At 56.2% G+C, this 19,380-nt stretch carries 18 protein-coding genes; 2 read left to right on the forward strand and 16 right to left on the reverse strand.

Annotated features, from left to right (window positions below; translation table 11 throughout):
* Nucleotides 1–153: 153 nt before the first annotated feature.
* The 11 genes from R6U41_RS13670 to R6U41_RS13720 all read right to left on the reverse strand — a co-directional run bounded on the left by R6U41_RS13670 (nt 154) and on the right by R6U41_RS13720 (nt 9,070).
* Nucleotides 154–1,329 (reverse strand): acetyl-CoA C-acetyltransferase, encoded by a 1,176-nt coding sequence (locus R6U41_RS13670; RefSeq protein ID WP_410270401.1) that lies wholly within the window; start codon nt 1,327–1,329, stop codon nt 154–156.
* A 119-nt stretch (nt 1,330–1,448) separates the two neighbouring features.
* Complete coding sequence (gene yidD, locus R6U41_RS13675) at nt 1,449–1,847, reverse strand: membrane protein insertion efficiency factor YidD (protein WP_410270402.1); 399 nt, start codon at nt 1,845–1,847, stop codon at nt 1,449–1,451.
* 41 nt (nt 1,848–1,888) lie between these two features.
* Complete coding sequence (locus tag R6U41_RS13680) at nt 1,889–2,722, reverse strand: metal ABC transporter permease (RefSeq protein WP_410270403.1); 834 nt, start codon at nt 2,720–2,722, stop codon at nt 1,889–1,891.
* Entirely contained in the window at nt 2,719–3,480 is a 762-nt protein-coding gene (locus tag R6U41_RS13685; RefSeq protein ID WP_410270404.1) for a metal ABC transporter ATP-binding protein, read from the reverse strand. The genes R6U41_RS13680 and R6U41_RS13685 overlap by 4 nt, the downstream gene beginning before the upstream one ends.
* Before the next feature lie 2 nt (nt 3,481–3,482).
* Nucleotides 3,483–4,382, reverse strand: a complete 900-nt coding sequence (locus R6U41_RS13690; protein ID WP_410270405.1) for a metal ABC transporter solute-binding protein, Zn/Mn family — start codon at nt 4,380–4,382, stop codon at nt 3,483–3,485.
* Nucleotides 4,383–4,538: 156 nt separating this feature from the next.
* Entirely contained in the window at nt 4,539–4,730 is a 192-nt protein-coding gene (locus R6U41_RS13695) for a hypothetical protein (protein WP_410270406.1), read from the reverse strand.
* A complete protein-coding gene (locus tag R6U41_RS13700; RefSeq protein ID WP_410270407.1) occupies nt 4,694–5,008 on the reverse strand; it encodes a GAF domain-containing protein in 315 nt (104 codons plus the stop codon). Before R6U41_RS13700 ends, R6U41_RS13695 begins: the two co-directional genes overlap by 37 nt.
* Nucleotides 4,951–5,232, reverse strand: a complete 282-nt coding sequence (locus R6U41_RS13705; protein ID WP_410270408.1) for a hypothetical protein — start codon at nt 5,230–5,232, stop codon at nt 4,951–4,953. The genes R6U41_RS13700 and R6U41_RS13705 overlap by 58 nt, the downstream gene beginning before the upstream one ends.
* Nucleotides 5,233–5,235: 3 nt before the next feature.
* On the reverse strand, nt 5,236–6,081 hold the full coding sequence (locus tag R6U41_RS13710) for a 50S ribosomal protein L11 methyltransferase (RefSeq protein WP_410270409.1): 846 nt from the start codon (nt 6,079–6,081) through the stop codon (nt 5,236–5,238).
* A complete protein-coding gene (locus R6U41_RS13715) occupies nt 6,078–7,496 on the reverse strand; it encodes a GTPase/DUF3482 domain-containing protein (RefSeq protein ID WP_410270410.1) in 1,419 nt (472 codons plus the stop codon). Before R6U41_RS13715 ends, R6U41_RS13710 begins: the two co-directional genes overlap by 4 nt.
* Nucleotides 7,493–9,070, reverse strand: a complete 1,578-nt coding sequence (locus R6U41_RS13720) for a DUF2868 domain-containing protein (RefSeq protein ID WP_410270411.1) — start codon at nt 9,068–9,070, stop codon at nt 7,493–7,495. Before R6U41_RS13720 ends, R6U41_RS13715 begins: the two co-directional genes overlap by 4 nt.
* 347 nt (nt 9,071–9,417) lie before the next feature.
* On the opposite strand from R6U41_RS13720, the gene R6U41_RS13725 reads away from it, so the two are divergent.
* A complete protein-coding gene (locus R6U41_RS13725; RefSeq protein WP_410270412.1) occupies nt 9,418–10,347 on the forward strand; it encodes a PHP domain-containing protein in 930 nt (309 codons plus the stop codon).
* On the opposite strand, the gene cls is transcribed toward R6U41_RS13725, so the two are convergent.
* Genes cls through R6U41_RS13740 form a run of 3 tightly spaced genes read right to left on the reverse strand, consistent with a single transcriptional unit; the run spans nt 10,338 to nt 14,665 of the window.
* Nucleotides 10,338–11,777, reverse strand: a complete 1,440-nt coding sequence (gene cls / locus R6U41_RS13730) for a cardiolipin synthase (RefSeq protein ID WP_410270413.1) — start codon at nt 11,775–11,777, stop codon at nt 10,338–10,340. The genes R6U41_RS13725 and cls overlap by 10 nt on opposite strands.
* A gap of 6 nt (nt 11,778–11,783) precedes the next feature.
* The gene (locus tag R6U41_RS13735) at nt 11,784–13,910 is read right to left on the reverse strand and encodes a DEAD/DEAH box helicase (protein ID WP_410270414.1); all 2,127 of its coding nucleotides are present in this window, start codon (nt 13,908–13,910) and stop codon (nt 11,784–11,786) included.
* On the reverse strand, nt 13,910–14,665 hold the full coding sequence (locus R6U41_RS13740; protein ID WP_410270415.1) for an AAA family ATPase: 756 nt from the start codon (nt 14,663–14,665) through the stop codon (nt 13,910–13,912). Before R6U41_RS13740 ends, R6U41_RS13735 begins: the two co-directional genes overlap by 1 nt.
* Before the next feature lie 193 nt (nt 14,666–14,858).
* Here R6U41_RS13740 and R6U41_RS13745 point away from each other — a divergent pair, with 193 nt between their 5' ends.
* Entirely contained in the window at nt 14,859–16,838 is a 1,980-nt protein-coding gene (locus R6U41_RS13745) for a U32 family peptidase (RefSeq protein ID WP_410270416.1), read from the forward strand.
* 53 nt (nt 16,839–16,891) lie between these two features.
* Here R6U41_RS13745 and R6U41_RS13750 read toward each other — a convergent pair whose 3' ends face one another.
* Both R6U41_RS13750 and R6U41_RS13755 read right to left on the reverse strand, forming a co-directional pair.
* On the reverse strand, nt 16,892–17,767 hold the full coding sequence (locus R6U41_RS13750; protein ID WP_410270417.1) for a methylenetetrahydrofolate reductase: 876 nt from the start codon (nt 17,765–17,767) through the stop codon (nt 16,892–16,894).
* A 187-nt stretch (nt 17,768–17,954) separates the two neighbouring features.
* Nucleotides 17,955–19,380, reverse strand: a 1,426-nt coding sequence (locus R6U41_RS13755) for a radical SAM protein (RefSeq protein WP_410270418.1), incomplete at its 5' end; no start/stop codon positions are given.

The following is a 19,380-nucleotide window of genomic DNA, read 5'->3' on the forward strand; positions in this document are numbered from 1 at the left end:
TGGCCGACTGTGTGCAAAGTTTCACACCAAGGGAGTCGGAAGAAACACATTCAAGTCTTAAAAAGCGTTGTTTTCATGCCCTGTCCCGTGGGCTGGCCCGGCAAGAACCCTTCCAAGTATCTGCAGGAATCAAGACCGCAGCCTGTCTGATTTTTACCTGTGCACGGTCATGGCCACGGCTTCGCCGCCGCCCAGGCACAGGGAGGCGATGCCGTTTTGAAGATCCCTGCGCATCATTTCATAGAGCAGGGTGGTCAGCACCCGGGCGCCGCTTGCACCGATGGGATGGCCCAAAGACACGCTGCCGCCGTTGACGTTGACCATGTCGGTGTTCAGGCCCAGCTCCTTGATCACCGCCACGGTGGAGCCGGAAAACGCCTCGTTGATTTCAAGCAGATCCATGTCTTTTGCGGTCATGCCGATTTTGTTCAGGCACTTGGGAATGGCCAGAATCGGGGCCACCAGTACGTATTTCATGTCAATGCCCGCAGAGGCCTGGGCGCCAATGCGGGCCATGGGGGTCAGGCCCAGTTCCTTTGCCCGGGTGTCGCTCATGACCACCACGGCCGATGCCCCGTCGCTGATAATCGAGGCGTTTCCGGCAGTGCCCTTGCCGTCTTTGCGGAAAGCCGGCTTCATTTTCGACAGGGTTTCAAACGGGGTGGGCTTGGGGTTTTCATCCACGGCAAACTCCGTTGTGTTGCCCTTGCGGTCCCGGATGGGCACCGGTGCGATTTCCTGCTTGAAACGGCCCGATTCCACGGCCTCTATTGCACGGTTGTAGGACATTTCTGCGTAACGGTCCTGGTCTTCTCGCGAAACATCGTATTTTTCAGAGCACAGCTCGTTTGAAACCCCCATGTGAAAATCGTTGACAATATCCCACAGACCATCGTGGATCATGTGGTCCTGGAGAGTGCCCGCACCCATGCGATAGCCGAACCTGGCTTTTTCCAGGTAATAGGGGGCCATGCTCATGTTCTCCATTCCGCCGGCCACCACCACGTCGGCGTCTCCGGCGCCAATGGCATGGGCGGCGAGCATTACGGATTTTAATGCAGATCCGCATACCTTGTTGAGGGTCAGGCATTCCACCTCCCAGGGCAGTCCGGCTCTGACTGCGGCCTGGCGGGCCGGGTTCTGGCCGTAGCCGCAGGGAAGCACCTGGCCCATGATGACCTCGTTGACCGATTCCTTGGAAATGCCCGCCCGCTGGATGGCTTCGGTGATCACGTGGGCGCCCAGATCTGTTGCGCCGGTGTTGCCCAGGCTGCCGTTAAAGGCGCCCAGGGGGGTTCTTACTGCACTGACGATAACGGCTTGCGGCATATTGCCTCCTTGTTCGTAAATGTTTTTTCACAGCCCTAAATTGAGCGTTTCAGATTTTTAAAAGCAATTCATTTGAAAGGATAACATCCATTTCTATTTTAAGAACTGAAACGCTTAATTTAGGGCGGCGTATCTGAAAACCAGAAATCGTTTGCGGAAACCGGATCATAATATCTCCACTTTCCGTTAACTGGAATTTTAGGGGCGTAGTCCAGCTCGCTGCGGCCGCATCTGATCAGCCGGTCGCAGGCAAGCATGGCGCCCACAGCAGGACCGTGTTTTTTCACGGCCAAGCCGGCGTATTGCGAACAGGACGGGTACATGGGACATTGGCCAGTGCGCACCGCGTTTAAATGGTCCAGCGGGCCCTGGTAAAAATCAATCACCCATTGGACCGGTCCTGAATTATCCGCATCTGTTGGGTTGTGCAATGCCTTGCCGGGACCGCATCCGCCTGCCAGCAAAACAACGGCGGCAAGCAAAACCGCAGCCTGCTGCCTGCCTGAAGATCGCCGCACTTTTTTTTTGACCCTATAATATATTTTACCAAAAAAAGCGATCATATTTTTGACCGTTGTTTTTTATGCCGTACGCTGATGATCGTGTCAATGAAAAGGGAGATGAAAAATCCGGCCGCAGCCACCAGGATGATGCTGGCACCGGAACTCAAGTCAAAGCAATAGGCCATCCACAGCCCGGCAACATTGAAAACCGCTGAAAGGCCCACGGCAAAAATCATCATCACCCCCAGGGAGCGGGCGTATTTTTCGGCAATATAAGGCGGGATCGACAGCAGGGCAATGACCAGAAGCAGGCCCACCACCCGTATGATCAACACGATGGCCACGGCCACCATGGCCATGAACAGAAAATAGAGAAAATTGACCCGCACCCCTTGTAGCTGTGCAAATTCCATGTCATAGGAAATGGCAATCAGGTCCCGGTAAAAATACAGGGTCAGCGCCAGGGTCACCGCACCCAGGGCGAGCATCCACCAGATATCCGAGGCGGGCACGGCAAGGATGCTGCCAAACAGGTAGCTCATGAGATCCACGTTGTAGCCCGGGGTCAGATCCACAAGAATTACGCCCAGGGCCATGCCAACGGCCCAGAGCACGCCGATGAAGGTATCAGAGCGGTGGGGGACCTTGAGGGTGACTGCGGTCATGATCAGGGCCGCGGCCAGGGAAAAGCCCATGGTGCCGTAAATATAAGGAATTCCGAAAAACAGGGCCACGCCGATGCCCCCGTAGGCGGCATGGGCAATGCCGCCGGTTAAAAATACCATCCGGTTGACCACCACGAATGTGCCGATGATTCCGCATATAAGGGAGGCAAAAAGCCCGGCATACAGGGCATTTCGCATGAATTCAAACTGCAGGGCCTCGATCATGGGCCTTCCTTGTGGGTTTTCAGTATCCGGTGGGGCTGGCCGTGGGCGATGAGTTCCACCGGGCATTGGTACCCCATGTCAAGCATCTCATTTGTGATTTCGTTTTCGTCGTGGTAGTAAACCTGCTGGTTGACGCAGGCCACGGCGGTTACGTAAGAAGACATGACCATCAGGTCATGGCTGACCACGATAATGGTCTTGGTGCGGTTTAAATCCCGCAAAAGGGCGTAGAGCTCGGTGCGGCCGGCTGTATCCACGCTCGCGGTGGGCTCGTCGAGAATCAGGATGTCCGGATCCGTGGTCAGGGCCCGTGCGATAAAAACCCGCTCCCGCTGGCCGCCGGAGAGGTCATCGATTCTGCGGTCCTTGTATTGGGCCACGCCCAGCAGTTTGAGAAAATGGCAGGCCGCCTCGTAATCCTGCTGCCGGATGCGCACACCTTTGTGCCGCCGAAGCCGGCCCATCAGAACAACGTCTAAAACCGATATGGGAAATGAGCGGTTGATGGCCACGTCCTGGGGCACGTAGCCGAAGCAGTGGGATACTTTTTTGGGTGGTTTGCCCAAAACCCGTATCCGGCCGGCATCCGGCTTCAAAAGGCCCAGCATCAGCTTGACCAGGGTGGACTTGCCGCCCCCGTTGGGCCCGATAATGGCCAGAAATTCCTTTTGCGCCACGGTGAATGAGGCGTTTTGGACCACGGGGACGCCGTCATAGGAAAAACTGACATTGCTGAGTTCAATAACGGGATCATTCATGGTTATCTGGCTGCCTCCAGGATTTTGCCGGCCACCTCGACAAGGTTTTCCGGCCAGTTTTCCGCCAGTGGATCAGCGGACACCACGTTGCCGTCAATGGCCCTGGCAATGGTTTGGGCTGATTTTGAAGACACCTGGGGCTGGATTAAGACCGTTTGAATGCCTTTTTCCCGGGCAAGGGTGATCAGCCGCTGCAGGTCCGTGGCCCTGGGCGTTTTGCCGGATATTTCCACCGGGATTTGTTTTAAGCCGTAGGCGTCTGCAAAATAGCCCCAAGAGGGATGAAACACCAGAAACTCCCGGTTTTGCGGTCTTTGCGCAAACATCCGCCGAAGCCTTGTGTCAAGTTGCGCCAGTTCAGAAATGAATTTTTGGCCATTGGCCTCATAGGTATCTGCATTGTCCGGGTCGGCCTGGCTCAGGGCGGCTACGATGTGTCTGGCCTGGATCATCACCAGGGGCGGGGAGAGCCATATATGGGGATCTTCATTGCCATGGTTATGGCCGTGATCCGCCTCTGTGCTGCCGTTTCTGTCAATGGGCTGCTTTTGAATCCAGGCGTCTGTGTGCACAATTTTCAGATCCGGATTTGCGGGCCGGATTTTTTTCAGCCACGCGTCTTCAAAGGGCACGCCTGCGGCAAAATACAGATCTGCCCTGGAAAGGGCGGCCATCTGCCGGGGTGAGGGTTCATACACGGCCGGGTGAGATCCCGGGGCCACCATCACGTTGACCTCCATGGTCTGGCCGCCGATGCGTTCCACAAAATATTTTTGGGGCTGAATGCTGACAAACGCTTTGAGGCCGGCTGCCGGTGCGGGGCCGGCGGCCAGCAGCAATGCGGCAGCAGAAAGCACAGCCATGACAAAAATGCGCAAACAGTTTTTTTCACGTGGTTTCATCAATCCTTTTGGTCCTTTTGGGGAATTGCGGGTGTTTTTTAAAAATATGCCCTTGGCGTGGCAATTGTCAAGCATGATGGGCTGTATATTGTGTCTGAACAGGGAATAGACCTGCACCGGGGTTTCAATGCCCTTGAGCGGGATTTTGCCCCGGTCCTAGACCGGCCAGAGGTTTTCGATCATGCTCCGGGTGCGTTGGCCAAACAGGATATCGCCGCCCTGGGCGTATTCGGCCAGGCGGGCGGCCAGGTTGGTGACCGTACCCGAGGCCGTATAGGTCATTCGCGTATCCAGGGCCCCTTCCATTCGGGTCATGCCCACCAGGGCCTCGCCGGTTTTAATGCCCATGTTGACGTTGACCAGGCCGTGTTTGTACTGACAAGCAAATGGCCCACGGTTTCGGCAAAATCCTGGAGAAGGAAAAATTGCCTGCTGGAAAAACGGGTTTCGGGCATGGCCACCACGCTGACAACCGCCAGCAGCTGGTTTTCCACAAACACGGGCACTGCGGCTTCCGGGCCGATGGGCACCGAGGTGCCGTCATGCCGGACCACGGGCTGGCTGCCGGTTACCACCACGGCTTTTTTTCGGGCAATGCCCTGCTGGATGGCCGGTGGCGTTTGCATTTCAGGCAGTTGACCGGCCTGTCATACAGGGCGCACTCCAGGGGGCGGGTGTATTTGCCCGCCTCGGGATCCAGCAGCAGAATGCAGGCCTCCATGGACCCGGAGATGATCTCCCGCAATTCAGAGCGCATCTTTTCCAGAATTTCGTTTGCCTCCATAAACGGCGCGACTTTTAGCGCAAGCCGGCGCTGGGCCTCGAAACGCTCCTTGTAATATTTTTCCATCCCTCAGGGCCTTTTTTGGATTGCAGCGGCGCACCAGCCGTTTCCTTCCAGGGTGCGCAGCAGGTCAAAGCACGGGGAATCATATGTTTTTAAAAGCTCCGGCTGTTCGCGGGGCTGGAATCCCGAAAAAATCATCACCGCCCCGGGCGCGGAAATTTCCGTGACTGCCTTGTGCATCCGGACAAGGGTGGGGTAACGGAGGTTGGCCAAAATCAGATGAAAGGGCGGCAGTCCCGGGCTGTTTTTTTCAAGCGCTGTGATGCTGTTAAAAATCTCCATACGGTCTGTCAGGCCGTTTAAGGCGGCGTTTCCGGCCGCCTCGGCCCGGGCGCAGGGGTCAATGTCGGTGCCTGCGGCCCGTGCCGCGCCCATGAGGCAGGCCGCGGCTGCCAGCACCCCGGAACCGGTGCCGATATCGAGTACCCGGCAGTTTTGCGCCGGTTTGGGTAAAATATGGTCATGAAACGTCCAGGCCGCAAGTTTTAAGGCCATGCGTGTGGTGGGGTGATCGCCGGCGCCGAATGCCGCCCCGGCCTCGATGCGCACCACAATCTGTTCCGGCCGGGGGTTGACCACTGCGTCCGGTGGGGCCAAAATCACCCCGCCGCCGGTTTCAACAGCGCGCTTATAGGAAATTTCCACAAACGTATGCCCCAGAAACTGAGTATAGGTCAGCCGGTTTTCGGCCATCAAGGCTTTTACAGCCCGGCGCGCCGCTTTTCTGGAAACCTTTTGCCGGGCACAGACATCCCGTTCAAGGTCCATGGGGGTGTATTTGCTGCCGGCACGGCCCACCATGTCCATGATGCTTTGTCTGATCCGGTCTTCATCGCCCCGGGGGGTTGTCATGCGCGTGAAATCCGTTTTAACAGGTCCCGGATCATGGCTGAAAACTCCCGGTACGCCTGTTGATCGCCGGCCGGGCCCTTTTGCCGGACCTCTTTGAAAAACCGCCGGGAGATTGTTTTCTGCTGCTGGTTCCATCTGGCGCTCAAAAATTCGGATACACCGGCATCCAAATCACTGCTCGCCTCCGGCCGGTCCCGCCGGCTGTGGGCCCAGTTGATCACGTGCCAGAAATAAATCAGCATTCGGTCAATGATCACGAAAAGCAATTGATCGTTTTTCACGGGGCCGGCCTGGATGCGTAGGCCGCCCAGGGCCTGGCCCTTGATTTTGGCACGGGAGATTTTCCGGGATCCCCAGGCTGCTGATCCTGCCCCCAGGGCACCGCCGAGGGCGGTAAACACCCCGAAGCCAAGCCCCGCCAGGGCCAGATCCGCCTTGGCGCCGATGCCCGCGCCGATGCCCGCGCCCGCCCATGCCATCTGGCTGCGGGTCAGGCCCAGGGCCTTTATTGTTTTTTCGGAAAACAGGTCTTGGCCGGCCAGGGAGTGGTCGGGCAGATCATAGGAGAAAATGTTGTGCTTGAATCTTTTTTTGATCTGGTGATGGGCTTTTTTCTCCATGTTTGCCACCTGCTGCCGGTATTGGGCTGCAAGCTGTTTTTCAACCGCCTCTGTGCCGGAAGCATCGTGTATGGTTTTTTTTGCCCGGTACTGCAGCACCGAAGCCAGCAGGTCCGTGATAATGGCTGCGGTTTGCTCCAGGCGCACATGCCAGTCGGTTTCAAAGGCGTCAATTACCCGCTGCAGGGCCTCATCCCAGTCCGGATCAATGGCTTTGAGGCTTTTGAGCAAGTCCATGCGTTCGGCAAAGCTTGCCCGCTGGGCGTCAAAGATGCGGATGACGTTAAAATGCATGCGCGCAGCGGTTTTCCAGTCTTCGATGTAGTCGCCGTGCTCCCGGTCCTTGGTGTTGATCACGGCCATGCGGGGCGCGCCGGTCAATCGCAAAATGTCCATTTCCAGCCGATCGGCCGTGCGCACCGGCCGGGTACCGTCGACCACGAAGATTACCCCGGCACCCGCGGCCAGCGGGGTGAGCAGCCGGCATTCGTGGGCAAATTCCGTATTTTTTTCATGGGCCCGGATAAACTCATCAATCCAGGCTTTTTCCGGATCCGCGTTTTGGGTGATCCATTTGTGCGCGGCCCTGGGATTTTGAAATCCCGGGGTGTCGACAAACCGGATGACTTCCGTATCGTCGATGAAAACCGGATAATCCCGGCATTCGCGGGTTTCACCCGGAGTGGGGCTCACGGGCACGGCGTCGTTTTCCGCAAGGGTGGCCACAACCGAAGACTTGCCCTCATTGGGGTGGCCCAGCACGGCAAAAACCGGGATATCGGAGCGTTTGGTCAATCTGACCTCCCAAGGATTTCCGTCCGGATATATGGATCGGCCAGGCCGTTGACCGCCTGCTGCCAGGTGGCCTGCCCGGTTTTGTCCGGTGCGCCTGGCAGGCCGCCGCTTTTGCCAGGTTTTCCAGTCAAAAAAAGCATCAAGGATGCCGTCGGGCCGGCGGCATTGCGAATTCGGCGTATCCATGCCAGGTTTTCCCGGATGGGCGGCTGCCAAGCCTCGATGACCACGGCCACGCGCACCTGGTTCATGGTTTCGTTTTCCAGGGCCCGGGTCAGCTGCTCAACGTCCTGGTCCGGATCTCCTGTGGCCGATATGCCGGCGGCAGTTTCCAGTCCTGTTTGGCTGCGGATTTTTTCGGCTATGGCGGAGATGTCCATTCCTGCATCTTCGGGTACTATCAGCACAACAGATTGCCCCGAGCCGGGCGGGGGGCTATGGGTGTTGTGCTGCGCTTTGTCCGGCCCGGGGCCGGGTTTTTCCGTGGCAGCCGGGTCTTGCATGTCTGTCTGCGTGCTGCGGGTTTCCACCTTTGGTGCGGTCATCTGAAGCCAGAGCCGGTCGCAGGCCGCATGGGTGAAATTGAGCCGGACGAGCTGCCTGCGCTGCTGCCAGCCTCCGAGGCCCAGAAGTACAACCCTGGGCATCAGGCCGTAAAATAAAACGCTGAAACACAAAAACGGCCACCAGGAGGCCAGGTCACCAGAGGCCAGGTCATATATGCCTTCTTTTAACACCATTTTGCTGCCGGCAATCTGGGCTGCGGTGGGGTGTGCAACAGGCGGCTCCAGAAACCACGCCCAGGGGGCGGCCAGAAATTCCACAATGGCATAGACCGTCTGAGGATCAGGTCGGAGAGTGGACTGCCATCCAAATGCCACATCCGTTAATGTGATGCGCATGAGCATGGCGGCCAGAACCCCGAAGTTAAAGGCTATGCCCGCGAGCTGGGCCGTGTTGAATACCGGCCAGAAAAAGATGTTTCCGTACACGGTTCGGCTTCGGCCCACCATGCCGACAACCTCCTGGAAGCGGTTTTGCTGCTGCCGGGACAGGCGCGGGGCAATCCAGCCCATGAGCCGGAGGGCAAGACGCCGGAGCAAAGCGCTGATGAGAAAATACAGGCCGTTTTTGCGAAAAGACGGCCGGATGTGGGATAGTACGGATGCGGCAGCTAGCAATGCCAAAAGCAGGATCTGGGGGAAAAGCAGCACCCACAGGCAGGTAAACACGTTGACCGGGGTGGTGCCGCCGTAGGAAAGAAGAGATCCGGCCAGTGCGGCACCGGCAAAAAATGCGGCAAAAAAAATGATCCATCCGGCCATGCGCATGGCCTGGGCATACACCCGACCCGGCATTATTTCTTGGTTTGCATCGGCGGTCTGGCTTTTTCTCCGGGTCTGGAGCCAGTGCTTGAGCACGGACCTGCGGTCTGCGGTCTGCGGATGCCGGCTGACATATTCCAGGTAAATCCTGCGGTCCCCGGCTGCATCCCGGCCGTTGTCCGCATCAGCGCGCAGCCTGAGCAGATATTCCAGGTCCATGAGGTCATGGATTTGCCACAAAGCGGCCATGGTCGCGTCAGTTCCCCAAGGTTGATGGCGCCGAAAAAGTCCAATATCTGCGTTACACGCAATTTCTCAGAATTTTACGTACGTATAAGTACACTGCATTCTTCGAAATTGCGCAAGCCTTGATCTTGAACTTTTACGGTGCCATCTGAAATCAGTTTTTTACGGTGCGATCAAGATTGATGGTTTCGTAAAATGTAGCACAAACCCGGCACTGGTACAATGCAGGGATCACACAAGATAAAAAGGCCTTGTTTGTAAGGGTGAAAACTGTTTTGAATCCGGCATTGTGTTTTGGCAAAGTCTGTACTATAGTAAATAAATTAATTTGATAAAGGAGCTGTCATCCATTGGGAACTGCATATCGTGCATCCGCCTGTGATGCCGCACAACCGTTAAATCCACATCGTGTTCATTTTGCCCGGCCGGATCTTGATCGTCTCAGAGACAGGTCCACGGTGGTGGACATGCATTTTCACAGCCGGTATTCAGACGGGTTCAATGATATTGAAGCCATTGCCGCCCGTGTCCGCAAAATGGGCATCGGCATTGCCGTTACAGACCACAACGCCATTGGCGGTGCTTTGGAAATGGCCCGCCACAGGGATATTTTCAGCATCCCGGGCATCGAGATCACCTCCCGGGAAGGGGCCCACCTGCTGGTTTATTTTTATGAGATCCATGACCTGGTTCGGTTTTATGAAAAGGATCTGCGGCCCTTTCTGGGAAAAGAGGTCATGTCCTCGTGCGCCCTGTCCATGGAATCGCTGATTGCCTGCGCCCGCCAGTACAAGTGCGTGATTGTGTTTCCCCATCCATTTTCGGCTGCTTACGTGGGTGTGTGCAACCCCATGTTTTCCAGCATTCGCCAGCAGTATTTGTTGGCTTCCGCAGACGGCATCGAGGCCATCAATGCCGGCAACCTGCATAAGTGGAACATGGACAGCACATTGCTGGGATTCAACCTGGATGCCGGGCTGACCGGGGGCAGCGACGGCCACAACCTGTTTCAGTTCGGCCGGGCCGTGACCTGTGCGGCGTGTGCAAAGGACCGGGCCGCGTTTCTGGATGCAGTGGTCGACCGGGCCACCCGGGTGGTGGGCAAGGAAATCAATATCCTGCGCAAGGTCACCTCCAACGGCATGAAGCTGCGCAGCAACTTCCGCAATTCATCCGAATTGTTCGGCAAAAACATCCGCTACGGATATGCCCTGATCCATAGCCGTTCCAGGAAGGTGCGCGATCGGATGCGCAGGCACGGCAAATCCGCTTACAGGTAAGGGGAAAACAGCCACATCAGGGCATCGCGGGTTTTGGCAGGAAAGGAACGGTTGTTGATATCCGCCAGATAAATCTGCCGGGAGCGCTCGATTTTTTCCGCCACATAGCCGGTAATGTCTTCCACCACGTTTGCGTCAAAAATCTCCACGTTGAGTTCAAAATTCAGCTTCAGGCTGCGTGGATCCATGTTGGCCGATCCGATCTGGGCGTATTGTCCGTCTGCCACGAAAAGCTTTGAATGCACAAACGGCGGGGGCTGAAAATAGATATTGGCGCCCCAGAACAAAAGCTCATAGAGCATGTTGTTGGTCGCCCACTGGATAAAGGGCAGGTTGTTGACCGAGGGCAGCACGATATCCACCCGGGTGCCGCGCAGCACGGTGGTCTGGATGGCCGAGATCATCTCCACGGACGGCAGGAAATAGGGGGTCATGATCATGACGTGCTTTCTGGCCGTGGCCACCGCCCCCACCAGGATGGTGGAAAGCTTGTCCACCGGTTCGCTGGGCCCGTCGGAAATGGCCCGGCAAACGGCCTTTCCCCTTGAGACCGTGGGCGTTGCGATGGGCTCCAGGGGCTGGCCCGTGCAAAACGACCAGTCCTCGATAAAGCTTTGTTCCAGCTGGCGCACAACCGGGCCGGTGAGCCGGAAGTGGGTATCGACCACCCGTTTGCTGTTGTCTTCGACTTCCGCCAAGTGCCTGTCACCGATGTTCATGCCGCCTGTAAATCCCACGTCCCCGTCGACCACCAGGGTTTTTTTGTGGGTGCTCAGGTTGATGTGTAGCATGGGCAGGGGAAGAAGACGCGGGGGCAGAAACCGGGTGCAGGCAATGCCGGCTTTTTCCAGCAACACACTTGCCCGGGGCCGGGAATAAAGTTCGCCGAATCCGTCCACAATCACCCGAACCTCCACGCCCCGGGCTGCGGCTGCGGTCAAGGCCCCGATTATCTGCCTGCCCGCCGAATCCGTGTCAAAAATATAGGTGCATAGAAAAATTCGGTGCTCGGCGTTTTCCATGGCCTGGATCATGGCCGGATAGGCTGCTTCGCCGTTGTGGAGCAGGTCGATGCGGTTTCCGCCCACAAGGGGCGCACGGGCAACGTTGTCGGAGATTCGCGCGATATCGGATACCGCCCGGGAAACCTCCAGATCCGCAGGCGGATGCTTTGCGGTTTCAAGGGAATCTCCCCCCCCGGGCTCCACCCGGTGCGGAGGGCGTTTGATTTCCAGTCTCCGGGCCCGGTTCCGGACCCGGTTGATGCCGAAAACGAAATAAACCACAGGGCCCACAAAGGGAAATGTCAGGCAGACCGCGACCCAGACCAGGGCTGACTGGGGGGTGCGCTTGAAAAACAGGGCATGAGCGGCAGACAGCAAAGAAAGGGGGATGTTTAAGCCAACAATGATCCAGTTGAAAACAGACATTGATCCTTATTCGGCTTCGAGTGCCGGGACAATGGGGTCCCGCAGGATTTGCTCCATGGCGGTTTTCGCGCTCTGAGCGGCTTCCGGAAAAACATTTTTTAAATTGCGGATATGGCGCAGGTTGTCCGCGGTGCGCATGATCAGCATGGCCAAATCGCCTTCGGCGCTGTCCCACAGGGCAAGCACCGATTCCCAGTCCCGGCCCGCGGTCCAGTGGTAAACGGTCATGGCCGGGCGCATGAATAAAAACGGCGCTGTAAAGCCTTTTGCGATCATTTCCTTTGCAAAGGGCCGCAGGCCCTCCCGGATGCCCAGGTATGCCTCTTCCAGGGCTTCGGGCACATCCTTTGGGTGAATGCTGTCTTCGTCGGTTTCCCGCTCATTGACAAACGCGGCCATGATGGCTGCCAGAAGCGCCGGGTCGGATTGGGGAAAAAGGTTTGTGCGAAAGCCTTCGGCCACCATCAGGGGATGGTCGATGCGCAGCTGGGAGGCCCAGATGCCGTCTTCGGTGAGCCGGTTGTCTTCTGCCACGTAATCTTTCTGCTTTAAAAAATCAAGATGCCGGATAAATTCCGCCCACAAATGATCCATGTCCCGGATGCTGCCGGTCTGCTTTTTCTTTTTTTTGCGTTTGCTCCGGAACTGGAAGTTGGCAAAGGACTTGTCCAGCAGTTCCCGCACCTGCTTGGGGCTATGGGACAAAAGCAGGTTTAAGGTCATGGAGAAATTGATCTGGATCTGGCTGTCCACATCCGTGGGCTGGGCGTAAACAAGCCGGCCCACGTAGCGCGTGTCCATAAACCGGCCCGGGATGACCACGGCAAAGCCGATGTTGTCCATGCCCCGGCGGCCCGCCCGCCCGGTCATCTGGTGGAATTCCGTGGGATTGAGGGAAACAAACTCCCGGCCGTTGAACCGGTCCGAGTTGAGAAAGGCGATGGTGCGGGCGGGAAAATTTACCCCTGCGGCCACCGTGGAGGTGGCAAACACTGCATCCAGGTAGCCTTCTGTCATCAATGTTTCGATTACCAGTTTCCAGGCCGGCAGCTGGCCGCTGTGATGGGCGGCCACCGCCTTGTGCACCAGATCGGGCACCTGCTTGTGATCGGCCAGGTGGGGCGCTTTTTCAATGAGCTCGGCCACCCGCTTTCTTCTGCCGGCTTTGCGCTCCGGGTCTTCGATCACCTTGTAATCAGCGCACAAAAGCAGGGCATTGTCGCAGTCCGCCCGGGATTTCAGGAAAAAAATGGCCGGCAGCAGATTGTATTTGCGAAACACGGCCAGCACATCGCCCATTTTTGGAAGGCTTGCGCCAAAACCGCCGCGTCTGGCATTGTTGGTGTTTTTTAAAAACTGGAGAACCTTCTTATACAGCCTGGCCCCGCCGCCTTTTTTGTCTTTTTTGTCCAGCAGGGGAAACAGGGTGCCGGAAGGATGGAGAAAAAGCGGGTACAAGGGCACGGGGCGCTTTTTTTCCTCCACCACAAGGCACTTGCGGCCACGGATGGATTCCAGCCAGGCCGAGATCTGGTCGGCGTTTCCCACGGTGGCCGACAGCATCAGCAGCGGAATTCGCGCCGGCAGGTAGATCATGGTTTCCTCCCAGACTACCCCCCGGTTTTCGTCACCCAGAAAATGGGCCTCGTCTAAGACCACAAGGTCCGTGCACAGGTCCTCGCCCCGGTGCATGGCATCATAGAGCTGATTCCGCAGGATTTCCGTGGTGCCGACGATAATCGGCGCATCGGTGTTTTCCTTGCGGTCGCCCGTGAGAATGCCCAGGTTGTCAGCGCCGAAAATTTCGGCAAATTCGCAGTACTTGGAGTTGGTCAGGGCCTTTAATGGCGAGGCATACCAAGCCCGTCCGCCGGCATCAAAGATCCTGCGGATGGCTTCCACGGCAATCCAGGTCTTGCCGGAACCCGTGGGCGCGGTCACCAGGCAGTCGCCCTTGTCCATGGCTTCCAGCGCCTGGATTTGGAACGGGTCAGGCTTAAACGGCCGCTTTTCCGGCCGGCCGATTTCGGCAAACACCTTTTTGAGTTTGGCGTCAGAGCCGGCCTTCAACGGCTGGCGCTTTGACTTGGCCGGCCCGCGCCGTTTTTTCGGATAAGGGCGCTTTTCTGCCATCAGAGCTTTTCAATCATTTTGATGATTTCGGACTTGGCCGCAGAGTCTGCTTCATACGGGGATATGCCGTTTAAGTCCGCTTCGATCAGCGCGTCGTCAAAGGGCAGAAACCCCAGAAAGTCAAAATCCGGCAGGTGCTGCTCCAGAAACTGCCGGTCTTTTTCCCCCCGGATCTTGTTGCCAACCAGCGAAATCTTGTCCAGCCCGATTTCTGCGGCCAGCTGCTTGATGTGCATGGCCGTGTCAATGCTTCTGCGGCCCGGCTCCACCACCACGATCAGCCGGTCCACGGCTCGTGCCGTGGCCCGGCCCAAATGCTCGATACCCGCTTCCATGTCCATGATGACCACTTCATCCCGGGCCAGCACGATATGGGTGATCAGGGCTTTGAGCAGGGTGCTTTCCGGGCAGATGCATCCGGCGCCGCCTTTTTTCACGCCGCCCAGGCGCATGAGCTTGATGTTGTCCAGCTTTGCTGAAAGCGCGTCCGGAAGATCATCCACCTTGGGATTCATTTTGAAAAACCCGCCAATGCTGCCGGGCTTGGCCTCGGTGCGCTCATAGACGAGATCCTTCATCTCCGAAATCGGCACGATCTCCTCTGCGCCTTCAATGCCCACGGCTGCCGCCAGGTTGGCATCCGGGTCTGCGTCAATGGCCAGGACCCGCTTGTTCTGCTTGCTCAATGCCCGGATCAACAGGGCTGAAAACGTGGTTTTCCCCACTCCGCCTTTTCCGCTTACCGCCAGTTTCATTTTATTGTCCTTTTATGGCTATGAATTCATTTTTTAATTATAAATTGCGATTCCATACGTTTTTTAATATCATTAAACAATTTTGCAAACAAGTCCAGTCTGAGGGCGCGGACGGCAGGCATCTGCAGCCCGGCTCAAGACGTGTTCATCCCAATTGAATCGAAATTTTCCTATGACATCTGAAAAAACGGCTTTGGATACAAAAAAAACACCCAAAAAACCTGAAATTCTTTCCCCGGCGGGCAACCAGGAGTCATTTCTGGCGGCCCTGGCCGCAGGTGCGGATGCGGTTTACTGCGGGCTCAAGCATTTTAACGCGCGCATGGCCGCAGAAAACTTCACCATTGAGCAGCTGGCCAGGCTCACCCGGCTGGCCCATGAGCATGACAAAAGGGTCTATGTGGCCCTCAATACTCTGATCAAGCCAGACGAGCTGGCAGATGCGGGAAAGATTGTCGATCAACTTTCCCGGCATGTCAGACCGGATGCGCTGATCATCCAGGACCCGGCCATGGTGGCCATTGCCGGGCAGGCCGGATTTAAGGGCGAACTTCATCTGTCGACCCTGGCCAATGTCACCTTTCCCGCAGCCCTGGATGTGGTGCGTGCCTTGCCTTCGGTCAGCCGGGTGGTGCTGCCCAGGGAGTTTTCCATCGACGAGATCAAGGCTGCGGCAGAAAACTGCCCTGATGAACTTTCCCTGGAGGTATTTGTCCACGGTGCCCTTTGTTACGGGGTTTCGGGCCGGTGCTACTGGAGCAGCTTTTTGGGAGGCAAAAGCGGGCTGCGGGGCAGGTGCGTGCAGCCCTGCAGGCGGATTTACAGCCAGGGCAAAAACCGCAGCCGGTTTTTCTCCTGCCAGGATCTGTGGCTCGATGTGCTCACCAAGCTGCTGCTGGAAGTGTCCGCCGTATCCGGCCTGAAAATTGAGGGGCGCAAAAAGGGGCCCCATTACGTGTATTACACCACCGCCGCCTACAAGATGCTGCGGGATCACCCGGGTGACAGCGCTGCCCGCAAAACCGCCCTGTCGTTTCTGGATCAGGCCCTGGGGAGAAAGCCCACCCATTACCGGTTTTTGCCCCAGCGGCCCTGGAATCCGGTTGACACAGACACCCAGACCGGCTCGGGCAAGCTCATCGGCAAGGTCCAGGGTCCGAAAACCAAACCCTACATGGATCCCAGAGACGCCCTGCTGCCCGGCGATCTTTTGCGCATCGGATACGAGGATCAGTCCTGGCACCGCACCGTTCGCATTGCCAGGCACGTGCCCAAAAAGGGCCGGTTTTACTTAAACCTCACTGAAAAGGAACGGCCCGCCAATGACACGCCCGTGTTTCTCATTGACCGGCGCGAACCGGAACTGACAGCCGAAATCAAGCCCTTTGCCGACCGGCTCGAAACCCTGCCGGAAAAAGGGGCTTCCCCGTCCCGGTTTCAAATCCGGCTGCCGGCCAAAACCCTGCACCGCCATCCTGTTGTGGAAATGCAGGTAAAGCGGGACCTGCCCGAAGAAATGCCTGCAAGCGCCAATACCGGCATCTGGCTGAGCCCGGAGATGAAGCCGGGCAAGCTGCCCCTTACCAACCGGATTTGGTGGTGGCTGCCGCCGGTGGTTTGGCCGGATGCCGAAGCCGGCCTCCGGGCTGCGGTTGGCGCGGCCGTGGACAAGGGATTTAAGCAGTTCGTGCTCAACTCGCCCTGGCAGATGGCCCTGTTTCCCCCCAAAAAAGGCCTGCGCATCTGGGCCGGGCCGTTTTGCAACATTGCCAACGAGCTTGCCATGGAAACCCTGGCGTCCATGGGTTTTTCCGGCGTCATTGTCAGCCCGGAGCTGGGGAAAAACGACTATACCCATCTGCCTGCCAGGGCGCCGCTGCCCCTGGGTATCGTGATTTACGGCAACTGGCCCTTGTGCATCTCACGGGTGAAGGCAGAATCCATGATCGAACAAAGCCTTTTTAAAAGCCCCAGGGGCGAGCATGCCTGGGTGGCCCGCATGGATGACAATTACTGGGTGTTTCCCGACTGGGCCGTGGATCTGACCGGTCACGGCCAGACCCTGGAGAATCTGGGCTACCGGGTTTTCGTGCACATGCACGAGCCCCTGCCTGCCGGGGTGCATTTAAAAAAGCGGCCCGGCAAGTGGAACTGGGATCACGGTCTGAAATAGGCCGGGACAAATGCACATCCGCCAGACAGGGGCCTGATTCCGCGGGTTGGCTGCTATAGCAGATTTTCTCCGCGCAGCCTGTCGATAATGGCGCTGGTGGATTTGCTGCGGTTCATGGTGTAGAAATGCAGCCCGGCCGGGTTGTGTTTTAACAGATCCCGGCACTGGTCCACGGCAAAATCAATGCCTGCCTGCAGCACGGTTTCCTTGTCCTTGTCTGCCACTTCATCGAGTGTTTTCTGCAGCGCATCGGTGATGGTGGCCCCGCATACTTTGCACAGGATATTGGTGAGCTTGACGGTGTAGACCGGCATGATGCCGGGAATAATGGGAATGGTGACCCCGGCGGCCCGGCATTTGTCCACGTAATCGAAAAAAAATTGGTTGTCATAGCAATATTGGGCCACGACATACTCCGCGCCCTGGTCCTGCTTGAGCTTGAGGTATTCAATATCCTTGTCCAGGCTTTCGCATTCCAGGTGGCCTTCGGGATATCCGGCACATCCCAGGGTGAAATCATAACGGCTTTTGATGAATCCGATCAGATCCGAGGCATGGGCAAAGCTTTCCGGATGGGGGGTGAAATTTTCATCCTTTGGCTTGTCCCCGCGGATCACAAAAATGGTTTCCACCCCAAGGGCCTTGTAGTTGTCCAGCACCTCCGTGATTTCATCCGGCCCCAGCCCGTATCCGGCAATATAGGCCACAGTGGGCAGCTGCTTGTCCTTGATGAGTTTTTTCACCGTCTGGTAGGAACCGTCACGGTTGGAGCCGCCGGCCCCGAAGGTAACGCTCATGTAATCCGGATTTCGGTCTGCCAGGGTATCCACAATATTGTCGAATTTTTCAGCAGCAGCTTCATCCCTGGGCGGGAAAAATTCCATGGAAACAACCGGTGCCTTGCTTGCATAAAGATCTGTAACGCGCATGAGTCTGTCCTTTCCTTTTTAAGATAATGCTCAAAATTGATGTTCACAAAACATTGCAGTATCTCTTATGGCATTATATATGTCAAGCAATTCCTGGAGCTGGATTTTTAAGTGCAAATTCGACCACGGCTTGTTTAACCTTTTTCCACGCTATGCAGAGCCCGGGATGTCAGGAATAATGAAGGGCTCATGTATGTATATGAAGGCAATGTGCCGGTCCGCCTTTCTGTGCCGCCGGCCTGAAATCCCGGCCTGCGGCGGGAACGGCAAGACTCAGGTACCGTTCGTCTTCTTCGAACATAAGCTCCTTGCGGGTCATCATGGCAAGAAATGATTTTAGGTTATCTGCGGAAAAAGAAGGGAACTGATCCCTTATTTCATTGAAACGGCGACTGTGACTGCAGAACATATATATCTGCCTTGAACTGCCTTCCAGCCTGTGATTAATTGTTTCACGGCCGGCTCTTCGCTCCCGGAGGATTAAAAATTTTCCGCCGTCATGGAAGGTTAATGCCGGAGATGAATAAGGTTTTGAGTGAATTTGATTATAGTCTTTCTGCCATTGTCTGACAGCCCGGTCCACAGGACGCCAGAGCTTTTTTTGAAACATTTTATCCCCCCGGTAATCCTGTATCATAAAGCGTACACGTCGCAAGATCTCATCCGGGAACAGATACCTGTAGTAAGGATGGTTATAAACGCCCAGAAGAGCGTATTCCCGGGGATTTGTCCAGACAGGACTCTGTATGCCCAGCCAGAAATGTACGATGTGAAGGGGCCTGAAAAACCTGGCGAACCGCAGTACGCGCAATGTCTCTGCTACGTCTTCTTCGTCGCTTCCGGGAAAATGAAGTATGATATTGGCTGTATTTTTAATCCCAAGGGCCTCGCAGTTTTTCATTATTTCCAGGTTGTCCGTTGCTGTTGTACCCTTGTTGATTTTTTTTAAAAGCCTGGAGCTCAGTGCCTCAATACCGACCTGCACCTCCTTTACTCCGCCGGCGCTAAGTTTCCGGAGTGTTTCATAACCCTCAGAAGCCCTTAATTCGGCAAAACAGTATAGGTCCTTGCCGAGGTTTGTCAGTTTACCAAAAACTTTTCTGCCAGTTGCCCCGGGCAGGGAGTTATCCATAAAAGCCGCTGAAAGCACCCGGTGCTTATCTGTAAGCGTGTCTATCTCATTTATGGCTTGCTCGGCGCTTTTTCGCCTATATCCTTTCCACTGGAGATTTAAATTGCAGAAAGCGCATCCTTTTGACCGGTTTGATCCGGAAAAATCAGAATCACTTTCTCCTTTGCTTTGCCACCAGCAGCCCCGGGACATTTCAACAGGCAGGGTTGGGAAAAACTTTTTTTCGCGGGAAAAATTTGACAGAAGCTCAAAATATTCCGAAAAATCAGGCATTGGCAGTGATTTAAGGTCTGCGAGCTGGCTGAAGGGTGCCTGGCAATTATTTTGTTCATGCTTTCTGCTTATAATACCTGCTGTAGGGGATATGTCATTGCACAGTCCGCCTCTTTTAAGATGTCTGACTATTTTTGTCAGGGGTAGTTCTCCCTCTCCGCTTATTATAAGGTCTATTTCTGGAAAGGCCGCCAGCAGATCCCCGGCT

Origin of the sequence: Desulfosalsimonas sp. (assembly GCF_046483245.1) — a bacterium.
Classification (GTDB): Bacteria; Desulfobacterota; Desulfobacteria; order Desulfobacterales; family Desulfosalsimonadaceae; genus Desulfosalsimonas.

Excerpts from the sequence above, each read along its gene's own strand:
- R6U41_RS13680 (WP_410270403.1), bottom strand. The coding sequence starts at position 2,722 with ATGATCGAGGCCCTGCAGTTTGAATTCATGCGAAATGCCCTGTATGCC.
- R6U41_RS13740 (WP_410270415.1), bottom strand. The coding sequence starts at position 14,665 with ATGAAACTGGCGGTAAGCGGAAAAGGCGGAGTGGGGAAAACCACGTTT.
- R6U41_RS13710 (WP_410270409.1), bottom strand. The coding sequence starts at position 6,081 with ATGACAACCCCCCGGGGCGATGAAGACCGGATCAGACAAAGCATCATG.
- cls (WP_410270413.1), bottom strand. The coding sequence starts at position 11,777 with ATGTCTGTTTTCAACTGGATCATTGTTGGCTTAAACATCCCCCTTTCT.
- R6U41_RS13670 (WP_410270401.1), bottom strand. The coding sequence starts at position 1,329 with ATGCCGCAAGCCGTTATCGTCAGTGCAGTAAGAACCCCCCTGGGCGCC.
- R6U41_RS13685 (WP_410270404.1), bottom strand. The coding sequence starts at position 3,480 with ATGAATGATCCCGTTATTGAACTCAGCAATGTCAGTTTTTCCTATGAC.
- R6U41_RS13750 (WP_410270417.1), bottom strand. The coding sequence starts at position 17,767 with ATGCGCGTTACAGATCTTTATGCAAGCAAGGCACCGGTTGTTTCCATG.
- R6U41_RS13720 (WP_410270411.1), bottom strand. The coding sequence starts at position 9,070 with ATGGCCGCTTTGTGGCAAATCCATGACCTCATGGACCTGGAATATCTG.
- R6U41_RS13695 (WP_410270406.1), bottom strand. The coding sequence starts at position 4,730 with ATGGGCATTAAAACCGGCGAGGCCCTGGTGGGCATGACCCGAATGGAA.
- R6U41_RS13705 (WP_410270408.1), bottom strand. The coding sequence starts at position 5,232 with ATGGAAAAATATTACAAGGAGCGTTTCGAGGCCCAGCGCCGGCTTGCG.
- R6U41_RS13735 (WP_410270414.1), bottom strand. The coding sequence starts at position 13,910 with ATGGCAGAAAAGCGCCCTTATCCGAAAAAACGGCGCGGGCCGGCCAAG.
- R6U41_RS13690 (WP_410270405.1), bottom strand. The coding sequence starts at position 4,382 with ATGAAACCACGTGAAAAAAACTGTTTGCGCATTTTTGTCATGGCTGTG.
- R6U41_RS13700 (WP_410270407.1), bottom strand. The coding sequence starts at position 5,008 with ATGCAAACGCCACCGGCCATCCAGCAGGGCATTGCCCGAAAAAAAGCC.